Source organism: Enterobacter cloacae complex sp. ECC445 (genome assembly GCF_021892025.1).
In the GTDB taxonomy this organism is placed as follows: Bacteria; Pseudomonadota; Gammaproteobacteria; order Enterobacterales; family Enterobacteriaceae; genus Enterobacter; species Enterobacter chengduensis.
Genome location: NZ_JAKLRZ010000002.1, coordinates 206,066 through 220,698, shown reverse-complemented (window position 1 = coordinate 220,698; position 14,633 = coordinate 206,066). Strand labels below are relative to the sequence as shown.

At 57.0% G+C, this 14,633-nt stretch carries 13 protein-coding genes; 9 read left to right on the top strand and 4 right to left on the bottom strand.

The window, feature by feature from the left end:
• Positions 1-39: 39 nt before the first annotated feature.
• On the top strand, positions 40-858 hold the full coding sequence (ppk2, locus tag L6R44_RS02435) for a polyphosphate kinase 2 (RefSeq protein WP_237423118.1): 819 nt from the start codon (positions 40-42) through the stop codon (positions 856-858).
• A gap of 60 nt (positions 859-918) precedes the next feature.
• Here ppk2 and fdnI read toward each other — a convergent pair whose 3' ends face one another.
• The 3 genes from fdnI to fdnG are packed head-to-tail and all read right to left on the bottom strand — an operon-like array spanning position 919 to position 5,511.
• Complete coding sequence (gene fdnI, locus L6R44_RS02430; protein ID WP_237423117.1) at positions 919-1,575, bottom strand: formate dehydrogenase-N subunit gamma; 657 nt, start codon at positions 1,573-1,575, stop codon at positions 919-921.
• Positions 1,568-2,452: a formate dehydrogenase subunit beta gene (fdxH, locus tag L6R44_RS02425; protein ID WP_032640729.1), complete on the bottom strand. Its 885-nt coding sequence runs from the start codon at positions 2,450-2,452 to the stop codon at positions 1,568-1,570. The genes fdnI and fdxH overlap by 8 nt, the downstream gene beginning before the upstream one ends.
• Before the next feature lie 11 nt (positions 2,453-2,463).
• On the bottom strand, positions 2,464-5,511 hold the full coding sequence (gene fdnG, locus L6R44_RS02420) for a formate dehydrogenase-N subunit alpha (RefSeq protein WP_100249851.1): 3,048 nt from the start codon (positions 5,509-5,511) through the stop codon (positions 2,464-2,466).
• 221 nt (positions 5,512-5,732) lie between these two features.
• On the opposite strand from fdnG, the gene yddG reads away from it, so the two are divergent.
• The 3 genes from yddG (at position 5,733) to L6R44_RS02405 (ending at position 8,801) form a co-directional block, all read left to right on the top strand.
• Entirely contained in the window at positions 5,733-6,611 is an 879-nt protein-coding gene (gene yddG, locus L6R44_RS02415; RefSeq protein ID WP_237423116.1) for an aromatic amino acid DMT transporter YddG, read from the top strand.
• A 589-nt stretch (positions 6,612-7,200) separates the two neighbouring features.
• Positions 7,201-8,283: a porin OmpC gene (ompC, locus tag L6R44_RS02410; RefSeq protein WP_032640739.1), complete on the top strand. Its 1,083-nt coding sequence runs from the start codon at positions 7,201-7,203 to the stop codon at positions 8,281-8,283.
• A 77-nt stretch (positions 8,284-8,360) separates the two neighbouring features.
• Entirely contained in the window at positions 8,361-8,801 is a 441-nt protein-coding gene (locus tag L6R44_RS02405) for a GFA family protein (RefSeq protein WP_237423115.1), read from the top strand.
• On the opposite strand, the gene L6R44_RS02400 is transcribed toward L6R44_RS02405, so the two are convergent.
• Positions 8,791-9,735: a LysR substrate-binding domain-containing protein gene (locus tag L6R44_RS02400; protein ID WP_032640741.1), complete on the bottom strand. Its 945-nt coding sequence runs from the start codon at positions 9,733-9,735 to the stop codon at positions 8,791-8,793. The two genes, L6R44_RS02405 and L6R44_RS02400, sit on opposite strands and share 11 nt — an antisense overlap.
• 170 nt (positions 9,736-9,905) lie before the next feature.
• Between L6R44_RS02400 and L6R44_RS02395 the strand changes: the two genes are divergently transcribed.
• Genes L6R44_RS02395 through L6R44_RS02375 form a run of 5 tightly spaced genes read left to right on the top strand, consistent with a single transcriptional unit; the run spans position 9,906 to position 14,633 of the window.
• A complete protein-coding gene (locus tag L6R44_RS02395) occupies positions 9,906-10,856 on the top strand; it encodes a branched-chain amino acid ABC transporter permease (protein ID WP_237423114.1) in 951 nt (316 codons plus the stop codon).
• Positions 10,857-10,863: 7 nt separating this feature from the next.
• Positions 10,864-11,970, top strand: coding sequence for a branched-chain amino acid ABC transporter permease (locus L6R44_RS02390; protein ID WP_032640746.1), 1,107 nt, complete (start codon positions 10,864-10,866; stop codon positions 11,968-11,970).
• Complete coding sequence (locus L6R44_RS02385; RefSeq protein ID WP_237423113.1) at positions 11,967-12,743, top strand: ABC transporter ATP-binding protein; 777 nt, start codon at positions 11,967-11,969, stop codon at positions 12,741-12,743. The genes L6R44_RS02390 and L6R44_RS02385 overlap by 4 nt, the downstream gene beginning before the upstream one ends.
• Complete coding sequence (locus tag L6R44_RS02380) at positions 12,728-13,447, top strand: ABC transporter ATP-binding protein (RefSeq protein WP_237423112.1); 720 nt, start codon at positions 12,728-12,730, stop codon at positions 13,445-13,447. The genes L6R44_RS02385 and L6R44_RS02380 overlap by 16 nt, the downstream gene beginning before the upstream one ends.
• A gap of 28 nt (positions 13,448-13,475) precedes the next feature.
• Positions 13,476-14,633 carry a branched-chain amino acid ABC transporter substrate-binding protein gene (locus tag L6R44_RS02375; RefSeq protein WP_237423111.1) on the top strand — a complete coding sequence of 386 codons (1,158 nt, stop codon included), beginning with the start codon at positions 13,476-13,478 and terminating at the stop codon, positions 14,631-14,633.

Here is a 14,633-nt window from a genome sequence, read left to right as displayed (position 1 = left end):
CTCGCTTTTCCCGCGCCGGACAACCTGAGGATGACAATCATGGGAAGCAAAAAGAAAATCAGTGTCGCTGTTGATGTCGAAAAGAATGCGCCGTTAAAGACCAAAGAGTATGAACAAGAGCTACGTCGCCTGCACGTTGAACTGGTTAAACTCCAGCAGTGGGTCGTCGCCAAAGGACTCAAGGTGTGTATTGTTTTTGAAGGACGCGACGGCGCCGGTAAAGGCGGTACCATTAAAGCGATCACCGAGCGCGTTAGTCCTCGCGTGTTTCGAGTGGTTGCGCTCCCTGCCCCGACTGAAAAAGAAAAAAGCCAGCTCTACTTCCAGCGCTATGTGCCGCACCTGCCCTCGGCAGGCGAGATCGTGATATTCGATCGCAGCTGGTATAACCGCGCGGGCGTGGAGCGGGTGATGGGGTTCTGCACGGAGGAGCAGGCAGAGAAATTTTTGGACGGCGCGCCGGTCATGGAAAAAGCGATGGTCGATGCCGGCATTATCCTGCTGAAGTACTGGCTGGAGGTAACGCCGAAAGAACAGGAACGGCGTTTACGCGATCGTATTAACGACGGCCGTAAAATATGGAAGCTCTCGCCGATGGATATTAAATCCTTTAACCTGTGGGATGAATATACTCGCGCACGCGACGCCATGTTTGAAGCCACCGATACCGCCTGGGCACCGTGGTTTGTCGCGCGTTCTGAAGATAAAAAGCGCGTGCGCCTGAATATTATTTCGCACCTGCTAACCCAAATTCCGTATAAAGAAATACACGTTGAAAAGGTGGATTTACCGAAACGCAAAATTGGTAAAGTTAAACCCACAAAATATCCGTTCCGTTATGTGGAGGAGCGGTTCTGATATAGCAGGAGTAGGCCCGCGCAAGCGCAGCGCCGCCGGGCAAAGCCGACGGCGCAGGGTTTACTTCATTCCTTCCGTACTTTCCTGTTTCGCTTCCAGCCGTTCCACATCCCGATACCAGCGGGGATGGTGTTTCTGCGCCCAGCGGCGGCTCACCTTCCCTTCAATCATCCCTTTAATCGACCCCTTCACCCAGAACGCCATATACATATGGATCAGGATGGCGTGGATCAGAATAATGGCCGACGTGGCGTGGATCAGCAGCGCGTAGCGAATCACCTGTATAGGGAAATAGTGCGCAAAATACGGACGCCAGATAATGACGCCCGTCACCAGCAGCACAAAAATCATGCTCATGATGGTCCAGAACATCATCTTCTGCCCGGCGTTGTATTTGCCCACCTTTGCGACTTTATGCTCGTTGCCCTTCAGGACTTCAACGATCCCTTTTACCCACGGAATGTCCTGCCTGTCCGGGATGTTGTGATGAACGAAGCGCGCGAACATGAACATCAGCACCACGAAAATCAGCACGCCGAAGAACGGGTGCAGAATGCGCCCCATCTGCGGGGTGCCGAAGGTTTCGGTTAACCACTGCAGCGTCGGGAAGAAGAACGAGATGCCGGAGACCGCCACCAGGAAGAAGCAGATGACCACCGTCCAGTGACATGCGCGGTCAACAAACTTCGTGCGCACAATCATTTTCGACTTACTCATGATGCTCCTCCTCCTCGTCATCCACCTCTTTATTTGGCCCGATACCAATGTAGTGATAAATCAGCCCGGCAAAGGTGGCGATAAAGCCCGCCGCTGAGAGCGGCTTGAGCGCCCCTTTCCACAGGTTGATCGAGGTATCGATCGCCGGATCTTTCGGCAGATTGTGGTACAGCTCCGGCTGGTCGTTGTGGTGCAGCACGTACATCACGTGCGTGCCGCCCACGCCCTGCGGGTTATAAATACCCGCCCTCTCGTAGCCGCGCGCCTTGAGCTTGTCGACGCGTTCCTGCGCAACGTCCAGCATCTCTTTTTTCGTGCCGAAGTGGATCGCCCCGGTGGGACAGGTCTTGACGCAGGCGGGTTCCTGCCCGACGCTGACGCGGTCCACGCACAGGGTGCATTTGTATACCCGGTTATCCTCTTTATTGAGGCGCGGGATATTAAACGGACAGCCCGCGATGCAGTAGCCGCAGCCGATACAGTTATCCTGCTGGAAGTCGACGATCCCGTTGGCGTACTGAATAATCGCTCCGGCGGACGGGCACGCCTTCAGACAGCCCGGATCCTCGCAGTGCATGCAGCCGTCTTTACGGATCAGCCACTCTAGCCTGCCGTTCTGGTCGGTTTCGCTAAAGCGCATCACCGTCCATGACCTGGCGCTCAGATCCGCCGGGTTATCGTAGACCCCGACGCAGTGCCCCACCTCGTCGCGGATATCGTTCCACTCGGAACAGGCCACCTGGCAGGCCTTGCAGCCCACGCAGGAGGAGACGTCGATAAGCTTGGCGACTTCTGCCTTATAATCCCGCGCGCGGGGCGCGGGGGTAATCGGGTTGGTCGCGGAGCGCTTAATAATGTCTTGTGTTTCCATCGCCATTTAATCGCTCCTTACGCTTTCTCGATGTTGACCAGAAACGCCTTGTACTCCGGCGTTTGCGAGTTGGAATCGCCGACGTTTGGCGTCAGGGTGTTGGCGATGTAGCCTTTCTGCGCCACGCCCTCAAAGCCCCAGTGCAGCGGGATGCCCACGGTTTCCACCTGCTGGCCGTGAACGTTCAGCGACTGAAGACGACGGGTCACCACCGCCACCGCGCGAATAAAGCCGCGCTTGCTGCTCACCTTCACGCGGTCGCCGTTGGCAATGCCTTTCGCCTTCGCCAGCGTTTCGCTGATCTCCACAAACTGTTCCGGCTGGGCGATGGCGTTAAGCCGCGCGTGCTTGGTCCAGGTATGGAAATGCTCGGTCAGGCGATAGGTCGTCCCCACGTACGGGAACTTGTCCTTTTTGCCTAAGCGCAATACGTCATCTTCGTAGATCCGCACCACCGGGCTGGAGACCACGTTCGGGTGCAGGGGGTTGGTGCCGAGCGGCGTTTCCATCGGCTCGTAATGTTCCGGGAACGGCCCTTCCGCCAGCTTGTTGAGCGCAAACAGGCGGCCCAGCCCTTCCGGCTGCATGATGAACGGCCCGGTGCTGCTGCCCGGCGCGGCGGTGCTGTAGTCCGGGATATCGTTCCCCGTCCACTTCGCCCCGTTCCACTGGATCAGCATGCGCTTCGGATCCCACGGCTTGCCGTTCACGTCTGCAGACGCGCGGTTGTAGAGCACGCGACGGTTCAGCGGCCACGCCCAGGCCCAGCCCAGCGTGTTGCCCAACCCGGACGGGTCGGCGTTATCGCGGTTTGCCATCTGGTTGCCCTGCTCCGTCCAGCTGCCGGCGTAAATCCAGCAGGACGATGCCGTCGTGCCGTCATCGCGCAGCAGCGCGAAGCTGTTCAGCAGCTGGCCTTTCTTCGCCAGCAGGTTACCGTTGGCGTCATACAGATCCGCCAGCGCCACGCCGTTGTTCTCTTTCGCCACTTCCTCTGACTCAGGGCGATCCGGCTGCTTGTAGTGCCAGCTCATCTTCAGCAGCGGCTCGGCGCCCTTGCCGCCCTCGGTGCGGTACATCTCGCGCAGGCGATGGTAAATGCCCGCCAGAATTTCACCGTCGTTACGCGCTTCGCCCGGCGCGTCCTGGCCCTTCCAGTGCCACTGCAGCCAGCGGCCGGAGTTAGCAATGGAGCCGTCCTCTTCCGCAAAGCAGGTAGACGGCAGGCGGAACACCTCTGTCTGAATCGACGCCGGATCGACATCGTTCGCTTCACCGTGGTTCTGCCAGAAGGTGGAGGTTTCGGTCACCAGCGGATCGATAACGACCATGTACTTCAGCTTGCTGAGGCTGCGCACGACTTTGTTCTTGTCCGGGAAGGAGGCCACCGGGTTAAAGCCCTGGCAGATATAGCCCGTAACGTTGCCCTTATCCATCATGTTGAAATACTTAATGACGTCATAGGCCTGGTCCCACTTCGGCAGCCACTCGAAGCCCCAGTCGTTCTCCTTCTGCGCCGCGTCGCCGTAGAAGGATTTCATCAGGCTGACGTAGAACTTCGGATAGTTGCTCCAGTAGTTCACCTGATCCGGCAGCGTCGCTTTTGGCGTGTTGGCCTCAAGATACGTTTGCAGATCCGCCTGCTTTTCGGACGGCAGCGTCAGGTAGCCCGGCAGGCTGGTGGAGAGCAGGCCGAGGTCGGTCAGCCCCTGAATATTGGAGTGACCGCGCAGCGCGTTGACGCCGCCCCCCGCCATGCCCATGTTGCCGAGCAGCAGCTGGATCATCGCCATGGTGCGGATGTTCTGCGCGCCCACGGTGTGCTGCGTCCAGCCCAGCGCATACAGGAAGGTCGTGGTTCTGTCTGCCGCGCTGGTGGAAGCCAGCACTTCGCACACCTTCAGGAAGTCCGCTTTTGGCGTGCCGCAGATGTTCTCCACCACCTCGGGCGTATAGCGGGAAACGTGCTGCTTCAGCAGGTTCCACACGCAGCGCGGGTGCGTCAGGGTTTCGTCACGCATCGCATAGCCGTTTTCATCGAACTGATAGTTCCATGACGTTTTGTCGTACTGGCGTTTTTCCGCGTCATAGCCGCTGAACAGCCCGTCATCGAAGGCAAAATCATCCCGCACCAGCAGGTTCGCATTGGTGTAGTGCTTAACGTATTCCGCGTTAATTTTGTTGTTTTCGATCAGGTACAGCAGTACCCCGGACAGGAACGTAATGTCCGTACCGGAACGGATCGGCGCATAGATATCCGCCACCGATGCCGTGCGCGTAAAGCGCGGATCGACGACGATAAGCGTTGCGTCGTTGTTGTTCTTCGCTTCCATCGCCCAGCGGAACCCCACCGGATGGGCTTCAGCGGCGTTTCCGCCCATCACCACCACGACGTTAGCGTTTTTGATATCAACCCAGTGGTTGGTCATCGCACCGCGACCAAATGTTGGAGCAAGACTTGCTACCGTTGGTCCGTGTCAGACGCGCGCCTGGTTGTCTACCGCCAGCATGCCGAGAGATCGCACAAACTTTTGCGTCAGCATGCCGGTTTCGTTACTCGCCGCAGAAGCGCATAGCATACCGGTGGAAAGCCAGCGGTTGACCGTCACGCCCTGCGCGTTCTTTTCAATAAAGTTGGCGTCGCGGTCGGCTTTCATTAATTTCGCAATGCGCGAGAAGGCCTCATCCCAGGAAATACGCTGCCATTTGTCCGAACCCGGCGCGCGGTATTCCGGGTAGCGCAGGCGGTTTTCGCTGTGAACGTAGTCCAGCAGCCCCGCCCCTTTGGGGCACAGCGCCCCGCGGCTCACCGGATGATCCGGATCCCCTTCAATATGATAAATCGCTTCTCTGGCGTTCTTCGCGCCATCGCCCAGGCTGTACATCAAAAGCCCACAACCTACGGAGCAGTATGTGCAGGTGTTACGGATCTCTTTCGCGCGCAGCAGCTTAAAGTTGCGTGCCTGAGCCAGCGCCATTTTGGGAGCAAATCCCAGCATCGCGGCTGTTGTTCCGGCCATACCGCCCGCGCAGATTTTAAAAAATTGTCTGCGGCTGACGTCCATTGTTGTCCTCGTTATCAAATAAGACTTCGCGCCGCAAACTAACAGCAAAGCCCCTGTTTTTTTTGCGTCAAATCAAGGTCGCGCGACTTCGCCCTCTTAATTGTCATCGCTCGCGCCTTGAAATACTCCTTTAGGGTTAAGCACATGCGAGAATAATTCGCAACGCCGTCTGGATTAATGCTATATCTTTTTCCTTTGATTTTTTTAGCGATGAAGACGTAATGGACAGAAAGAGAGCAACGCTTATCGGGCTGGCAGCGATTCTGTTGTGGAGCACAATGGTGGGCCTGATTCGCAGCGTGAGTGAGGGACTGGGGCCCGTCGGCGGTGCGGCGATGATATACACCCTCAGCGGATTATTGTGTCTGGTGACGGTAGGATTTCCTGATATTAAAGGTTTTTCCCCCAGGTATCTTATTGCAGGCAGCGTGCTGTTTGTCAGTTACGAAATTTGCCTCGCCCTGTCGTTAGGCTATGCCGCCACGCGCGCGCAGGCCATTGAAGTAGGGATGGTCAATTATCTCTGGCCGAGCCTGACGATCGTCTTTGCTATTTTGTTCAACGGACAGAAATCAACGCTGTGGGTCATCCCCGGTCTTGTCCTCGCGCTGCTCGGGGTATGTTGGGTATTAGGCGGTGAGCAAGGATTACATCCTGATGAAATAATCCGCAATATTGTATCGAATCCGCTCAGCTATGCGCTGGCTTTTGCCGGAGCATTTATCTGGGCGGCCTACTGCACGGTAACCCGTAAATTTGCTAACGGGCAAAACGGCATAACCCTGTTTGTTTTGCTGACCGCGCTTAGCCTGTGGATGAAATATGCCTTGAGCGATCAGCCGGAAATGGTCTTCAGCGTTCCGGTTGTCGTGAAACTCGTTATGTGTGGCGTGGCGCTTGGGTTGGGTTACGCCGCCTGGAACGTTGGCATTCTGCACGGTAACGTCACGGTGCTGGCCGCCGTGTCCTATTTTACTCCCGTCCTCTCCGCCGCGCTTGCCGCCGCGCTGCTGAGCTCCCCCCTCTCTTTCTCGTTCTGGCAAGGCGCGCTGATGGTCTGCGCCGGGTCGTTGCTCTGCTGGTACGCCACGCGGAAATAATTCCGGTTCTGCTGTCGGGAAATATTCATCCCGACAGCAAAAAATTAACATAAATTTAATATTTGAGCGCACGTTTAGGTTCTGTTTATATTATCGTCCTTGCGTAACGTTTCGTCTTTTAATATTGACATAAACTGACACCGCAAGGTGATTAATCGCCGTCAAATACTCACAGCGTTAATAGCACAAAGTGCAATAGTATGTTTCTGTGTGTTTCTCATTAAACAACGGAATTTCCGTGCAATTAAGGGCGGTAAACCGCCGTACAGGGTTAAATTCACTATACCACCCCACCAAAAAGAACGGCATTGCCGATAATTAACGTATTTTATAAAAACCCGGCGAAACTATATCAACCAAAATAAATCCCACCAAAAACCGATCAAATACGCATCACTTCGGGCTATTTCCCGGCCATTTATCCGATCTCGATCACACTAAATGAAATTATTATTAATAATTTGAAACTTATTATTGAAAGAGGACTACAAGATTTTTAAAAATAACGTGCCATTGACGAGCGGCCTCGTTTAAAACTCGTTCAAAGTGGCTCAGGAAATACCTAAGAAAATTATAAGGAATATTTAAGATGAAACTTAAATTAGTTGCAGTGGCAGTGACTTCCATGTTGGCGGCAGGCGTTGTAAACGCGGCTGAAATTTATAACAAAGACGGTAACAAGCTGGATCTGTACGGTAAAGTAACAGGTCTGCACTATTTCTCTGATGACGCTGGCAACGACGGCGACAAAACCTACGTTCGTCTGGGCTTCAAAGGCGAAACTCAGATCAACGATCAGCTGACCGGTTACGGCCAGTGGGAATATGAGTTCAAAGGCAACCGTTCCGAATCCCAGGGCACTGACGGCAGCAAAACGCGTCTGGCCTTCGCGGGTCTGAAATTCAACGAATTCGGTTCTTTCGACTACGGTCGTAACTACGGTGTTGCTTACGACATCGGCGCATGGACTGACGTTCTGCCAGAGTTCGGTGGTGATACCTGGACTCAGACCGATGGCTTTATGACTGGCCGTACGACTGGCGTTGCGACCTACCGTAACACCGACTTCTTCGGTCTGGTTGACGGTCTGAACTTCGCTGCTCAGTACCAGGGTAAAAATGACAACCGCGACATCACCGAAGCGAACGGTGACGGCTGGGGTCTGTCTTCTACCTATGAAATGGACGGCTTCGCTGTCGGTGCCACCTACGCGAAATCTGACCGTACTGACCGTCAGGTTGCTGCAGGTCGCGTAGCCAATACCGTTAACGCTGGCGGTGAGAATGCAGAAGTATGGGCTGCTGGCCTGAAATACGATGCGAACAACATCTACCTGGCAACCACCTACTCTGAAACCCGCAACATGACCAACTTCGGTGACGGTTATATCGCGAACAGAGCTCAGAACTTCGAAGTTGTTGCTCAGTACCAGTTCGACTTCGGCCTGCGTCCATCCATCGCTTACCTGAAATCCAAAGGTAAAGACCTGGGTTCATACGGCGACCAGGATCTGGTTGAATACATTGACGTTGGCGCGAGCTACTACTTCAACAAAAACATGTCTACCTATGTTGATTACAAAATCAACCTGGTTGACGACAACAGCTTCACCAAAGCAACTGGCGTTGCTACCGACAACATCGTTGCTGTCGGCCTGACCTACCAGTTCTAAGATTTGTCACGCTAAGAAGCCAGCCCATGTGGCTGGCTTTTTTTATACGGATTTCTGGCGTCAAAAAGGAGAACGCCATGCACCTGTTCAAAGGACGCTGCCTGTGCGGAATGAGTCAGTTCAGCGCGAGCCTCAACAATTTTGACGTATACGCCTGTCACTGTACGCAATGCCAGAAGTGGTCAGGCGGCATTGCCATGTATCTTGAGACGCAGGGCGCGCCGCTTGTGGAGCAAGACTCCATTGCCCCGTCTCATTTTGCGTCATCCGCGCGCGGCGAACGCTGGTTCTGTCCAGGCTGCGGCTGCCCGCTGTGGTTCAAACTGACCTCAACATCGCGCTATTTCATTCCCTGGACGCTGCTTGAGATGAGCGAGGACGAACGACGCCGACTGGTGCTTGCCGCAGAAATCTACACCGAAACCCAGCCCGCGTTTTTTGGCCTGACCGGGCAATACGCGCGCTACAGCGGATCGGAAATTGAAGCGCTGGATAAGCACTGCCTGCTTACGTCGTAGACGGTTCAACGCTCGCAGCCCGACGCAGCCAGCTTTGCAGCAGCTTGCCGTCCTCGGTCATTTCTGAATCTGAACGCACGCAGAGGTAATAGTCGCGCCCGTCGTCTATGGGTAAGTCAAATATCTTCACCAGCTCGCCGCTCTCCAGATAAGGCGCAATCAGCGGCTCACGCATCAGCGCGCAGCCCAGCCCCGCCTGCACGCCCGCCAGCGTCAACAGCCCGTCTTCAAACAGGGGGCCGCTGCGCCGGAGAGGACGTTTTTCCCCCTGCAGCTGAAACCACTGCGGCCAGGTGGTGCGCTCCTCATCGTGCAGCAGCGGCATTTGCAGCAGCTGCTCCGGGGTGTCGATATGGCCATGAATGCGCAAAAACGCCCGGCTGCACACCGGCACCATCTTGCCGGAAATCAGTTTTTCACTCTGATAGCCCGCCCACTGCCCGTTGCCGAAACGGATCGACATGTCCGACGCGTCGCTCAGATAGTTACGATGGTTGGCATACACCACGTTGATCTCGGTCTGCGGGTTGGCGCGCATAAATGCGGGCAAACGCGGGATAAACCACCCCATGCCAAAAAGCGGGATCAGGCTGATGGTGACCTGACGCGTTTGCGCCTGCTCTGCCAGATGCTCCGTCGCCTGGCGCAGCACGTTAAACGCCGCGCGGATCGAGCGGTAATATTCACGGCCATGCTGGCTCAGCGCCAGCCTGCGCCCCTGACGCTCCGTTAGCGGCATTTGCAGATACCCTTCAAGCACCTTGAGCTGATGACTGACGGCCGACGGGGAAATATCCAGCTCCTGCGCGGCCAGCGTCACGCTGCCCAGGCGGGCGATGGCCTCAAAGGCACGGACAGCCCGAAGCGGCGGATCGTTTGCCAGGCGACTGTCTGCATACGCAGATAACGCTGCCGACTGTTCTGTTTTATTCATATGTTGATTTCTTTAGGCTTTTTACCAGAAAACATAATTTTATTATGTTTATATAAATCATAAAGATAAAGCAATACGGGTTTATCATAAGAAATAATATATGTGTATTTTACAATTTAATTCATTTATCGGATGGTAGCCGCAGAAAGAGCACTTTGCGGGTACAGACGTTGGATACACTCATACAACAACTGATCAACGGCGTAATGCTGGGAAGCATTTATGCGCTGATCGCGCTGGGCTATACCATGGTGTATGGCATCTTGCGCATTATTAACTTTGCTCACGGCGATATTCTGATGGTCGGCGCGCTCACCACGCTATCCGCCATTAACGCCCTGAATGCCACCTTCCCCCACATGCCGCAGCTGCTGCAGCTTGGCGTGGCCCTGGTGATTGCCATGGCCGTTTGCGCCCTGCTGGCGATGGCCGTGGAGCGCTTTGCCTACCGTCGGCTGCGCAACGCTCCGCGCCTGGCACCGCTGATCTCGGGTATTGGCGTTTCGGTCCTGCTGCAAACCGTGGCGATGATTATCTGGACCCGCAACCCGCTGATGTTCCCGCAGATCCTGCCCATGGATCCGATCGCCGTGACGTCAGGAAGTGACATGCATCCTCCTGCCATTGCGACCGTCACCGGCATGGTTACCGTGGCGCTGGCGCTGACGGTGATGATCGGGCTGTGGCTGCTGGTGGAATACACCCGCCTGGGCCGCGGCATGCGCGCCGTGGCGGAAAACCCGCGCGTGGCCACGCTGATGGGGGTAAACCCCAACGCGATTATTACGCTGACGTTCGCCATTGGCGGCGTGTTTGCCGCGCTGGCAGGCGTCATGATGGCGAGCAACTACGGCAACGCCAGCTTCTCGATGGGCTTTTTGCCGGGAATTAAAGCCTTTACCGCCGCCGTGCTGGGGGGAATTGGCAACATTCGCGGCGCCATGATTGGCGGGATCCTGCTCGGCATAATTGAAGCGCTGGGCGCAGGTTATCTGGGGGAACTGACCCACGGCGTCTTTGGCAGCAACTATCAGGACGTCTTTGCCTTTATGGTTCTGATTCTGGTGCTGGTCTTCCGTCCGGCAGGACTTCTGGGCGAGCGCGTGGCGCACAGGGCATGAGGAAATGATGACAACGCTTCAACTACAAATTCCGACGGCGACGCGTAAATTCTGGTCAGGTATGATCCTGTTCTGCCTCGCGCTGCTGGTTGCGCCCGTGGTGGCCACGCAGCTTGGCGGCAACTACTGGGTGCGCGTTATCGACTTTGCTCTGCTCTACATCATGCTGGCGCTGGGGCTCAACATTGTGGTGGGCTATACCGGCCTGCTGGATATGGGGTTTATCGCGTTTTACGCGGTGGGCGCCTACCTCGCGGCGCTGATGGCCTCCCCACACCTGCTGGAGGTGTTTCCGATCCTCGGCGTCTGGTTCCCCGGCGGGCTGCACACCTCCTATCTGCTGATTATTCCGCTGGCCGCGCTGGTGGCGGCTGTCTGCGGCATTCTGCTGGGTGCCCCGACGCTGAAGCTGCGCGGGGACTATCTGGCGATAGTGACCCTCGGCTTTGGCGAAATCATCCGCATCCTGATGCGCAACCTCGACCGTCCGGTCAACATCACCAACGGTGCAAAGGGCATTACCGGGGTGGATACGCTGAATCTGTTTGGCCTGAAGTTCAGCGGCGTCTACCACTGGTTCGGCTTCAAGGTGCCCGCACTGTGGCTGTGGTACTACCTGCTGATGCTGGTGATTGTGGCGATTATTTTTGTCTGCCTGCGCCTGCAGCACTCGCGCATTGGCCGCGCCTGGCACGCCATCCGTGAAGATGAGGATGTGGCCCGCGCGATGGGCATCAACGTGCGCAACTATAAGCTGCTGGCCTTTGCGATGGGTGCCTCCTTTGGCGGCGTGGCGGGTGCTCTGTTCGGCGCGTTTCAGGGCTTCGTCTCCCCGGAATCCTTCACGTTACAGGAATCCATTGCCGTGCTGGCGATGGTGGTGCTGGGCGGGATGGGACACATTCCGGGGGTGATCCTCGGCGCAATACTGCTTACCGCCCTGCCGGAACTGCTGCGCAGCCAGGCGGCCCCGGTTCAGCAGGCGCTGTTCGGCACGGTGCTGATTGACCCGGAAGTGTTACGCCAGCTGTTCTACGGCCTGGCGCTGGTGCTGGTCATGCTGGTGCGCCCATCCGGGATCTGGCCGGTGCGCCACAAGGAGGTGAAGGCATGAGCCTGTTAACCGTTCGCAACATGTCAAAACGCTTCGGTGGCCTTACCGCCGTGGATGACGTTTCAATTACCGTAAACAAGGGCGAGATCTACGGCCTGATTGGCCCTAACGGGGCGGGGAAAACCACCTGCTTTAATCTGATCACCGGGCTTTACCCGGCGGACAGCGGCGAGTTTTCGATTGCCGACAGGCCCTATTTTCCAAAGCACATTGAGAAAGTGACCGCAGCCGGGATTGCCCGCACGTTTCAGAACGTGCGCCTCTTTAACGACATGTCGGTGCTGGAAAACGTGATGGTGGGTCGCCACGTGCGCACCCGTAACGGCCTGTGGGCCGCGCTGAGCCGCCATAAACGCGCCCGGGCGGAAGAAAAGCAGACCCGCGAACAGGCCTGGCACCTGCTGGAGTACACCGGGATTGCGAAGTTCGCCCACTATCGCGCCTGCGATCTGGCCTACGGTCATCAGCGTCGACTTGAAATTGCCCGTGCGCTGGCAACGGATCCGCTGCTGCTGGCGCTGGACGAACCCGCCGCCGGAATGAACGCGGCGGAAAAAGTGGCGCTCGGCGAGCTGCTTATCCGCCTTCGCGATGACGGTAAAACCCTGCTGATGATTGAGCATGACGTCAAGCTGGTGATGGGCATCTGCGATCGCCTGACGGTGCTGGATTACGGCAAAACGCTCGCCAGCGGCACGCCGGAGAGCGTACGTCGCGACCCGGCAGTGATCGCCGCCTGGCTTGGAGGCAACGCCCAATGTCTGAATTACTGAAGGTGGAACGTGTGGACGTGCATTACGGCGGTATTCAGGCCGTACGCGATGTCTCTTTTACCCTACGCGAGGGCGAACAGGCTACCCTGATTGGCGCTAACGGCGCGGGGAAAAGCTCCACCGTGCGCGCCATTACCGGTCTGGAAAACTTCAGCGGCCGTATTGAATTCAACGGAAAAGCGGTACGCAAGCACAGGCCTGAAGCCCTGCTTCGTGACGGGCTGGTGATGGTCCCGGAAGGCCGTGGGATCTTCTCTCGCATGACGGTACTGGAAAACCTGCAGATGGGCGCCTGGCTCAGGCGTGACGCTGTCACCGTCAGGCGGGAGATGAATGAGATTTTCGAGCGCTTCCCGCGCCTGGGCGAACGCCAGCATCAGCTTGCCGGCCTGCTTTCCGGTGGCGAGCAACAGCTGCTGGCCCTTAACCGCGCCCTGCTCAGCCAGCCGCGTCTGCTCATTCTCGACGAACCCTCAATGGGCCTTGCGCCGAAGATGGTCGAGAACATTTTTGCCGTCATTGCCGGCCTGCGCGAGCGCGGCGTCGCCCTTCTGCTCATCGAACAAAACGCCCGACTCGCGCTGGAGGTGACCGACAGCGCGTGGGTGATGGACAGCGGCAGCATTATCCATCATGGGGAATCGAAAGCGCTGCTCAATGACGACCAGATTGCACAGATTTATTTGGGCGAAATGCCCGTTTAACAACACCAGCCAACATCAGGGAAATACAATGAAAACAGTAAAAATCAGTGCGCTCAGCGCCGCTATTCTGCTCAGCGGTTTTGCCTCAACGGCCACATGGGCCGCTGACGGCGAAACCGTGGTTATCGGCCTGGCGGGCCCGCTCACCGGCCCGTCTGCCCGTATCGGTAAAGATCTGGAGAACGGCGCGCAGCTGGCCATTGACGACATTAACAAGCAGCACCCGACCATCGGCGGCAAAGCGGTGACCTTCAAACTGCAGTCAGAAGACGATCAGTCCGACCCGCGTACCGCCGTGGCCGTCGCGCAGCGTCTGGTGGATAGCGGCGTCGCGGGCGTCGTGGGTCACTGGAACACCGGCACCAGTATTCCGGCAGCCCGCGTCTATCACGATGCCGGCATCGCGCAGGTCGCACCGGTCGCGACCGGTCATGCCTATACGCAACAGGGTTTTGATACCAGCTTCCGCGTGATGGGCCACGATGACGACGGCGGCCAGCTCGCCGGTCAGTACGCGGTGAATACCCTGAAAGCCAGGCGCATTGCGGTGATCGACGACCGTACCGCCTTCGGTCAGGGCCTGGCGGACCAGTTTATAAAGTCGCTTGAAGCGCAGGGCGTGAAGATTGTCGACCGTCAGTACGTGGATGACAAAACGGTTGACTTCAGCGCGGTACTGACCGCCATCCGCAGCAAAAACGCCGATCTGATCTTCTTCGGCGGCGTCGACAGCCAGGCCGCACCGCTGGCGCGCCGCATCAAACAGCTGGGCATGAACGCCACGCTGATGGGCGCTGGCGGATTTGTCAGCCAGACGTTCCTGAAGCTGGCGCAGAAAGAAGGCGAAGGCGTGGTCGCGCTGGAGCCGGGTCTGCCCGTCGACCAGATGCCGGGTGGAAAGGCTTTCGAGCAGGCCTGGCAGTCCCGCTACCACACCCATATCGAACTGCACGCGCCGTTCGCCTATGACGCCACCCGCGTGCTGGTTGCGGCGATGGAAAAAGCAGACTCCGTCGATCCGTCCGAGTATCTGCCAGCCCTGCGCGGCATTAGCTACTCCGGCGTCACCGGGCAAATTGCGTTTGATAAAGAGGGCAACCTGAAGTCGCCGTCGTTCACCGTTTACAAAGTTGTCGAGGGCAAATGGCTGCCGCAAACCGTGCTGGGTGGCGCAAAAGCGAAGTAA

Excerpts from the sequence above, each read along its gene's own strand:
- ppk2 (WP_237423118.1), top strand. The coding sequence starts at position 40 with ATGGGAAGCAAAAAGAAAATCAGTGTCGCTGTTGATGTCGAAAAGAAT.
- fdnI (WP_237423117.1), bottom strand. The coding sequence starts at position 1,575 with ATGAGTAAGTCGAAAATGATTGTGCGCACGAAGTTTGTTGACCGCGCA.
- fdxH (WP_032640729.1), bottom strand. The coding sequence starts at position 2,452 with ATGGCGATGGAAACACAAGACATTATTAAGCGCTCCGCGACCAACCCG.
- yddG (WP_237423116.1), top strand. The coding sequence starts at position 5,733 with ATGGACAGAAAGAGAGCAACGCTTATCGGGCTGGCAGCGATTCTGTTG.
- ompC (WP_032640739.1), top strand. The coding sequence starts at position 7,201 with ATGAAACTTAAATTAGTTGCAGTGGCAGTGACTTCCATGTTGGCGGCA.
- L6R44_RS02405 (WP_237423115.1), top strand. The coding sequence starts at position 8,361 with ATGCACCTGTTCAAAGGACGCTGCCTGTGCGGAATGAGTCAGTTCAGC.
- L6R44_RS02400 (WP_032640741.1), bottom strand. The coding sequence starts at position 9,735 with ATGAATAAAACAGAACAGTCGGCAGCGTTATCTGCGTATGCAGACAGT.
- L6R44_RS02390 (WP_032640746.1), top strand. The coding sequence starts at position 10,864 with ATGACAACGCTTCAACTACAAATTCCGACGGCGACGCGTAAATTCTGG.
- L6R44_RS02385 (WP_237423113.1), top strand. The coding sequence starts at position 11,967 with ATGAGCCTGTTAACCGTTCGCAACATGTCAAAACGCTTCGGTGGCCTT.
- L6R44_RS02380 (WP_237423112.1), top strand. The coding sequence starts at position 12,728 with ATGTCTGAATTACTGAAGGTGGAACGTGTGGACGTGCATTACGGCGGT.
- L6R44_RS02375 (WP_237423111.1), top strand. The coding sequence starts at position 13,476 with ATGAAAACAGTAAAAATCAGTGCGCTCAGCGCCGCTATTCTGCTCAGC.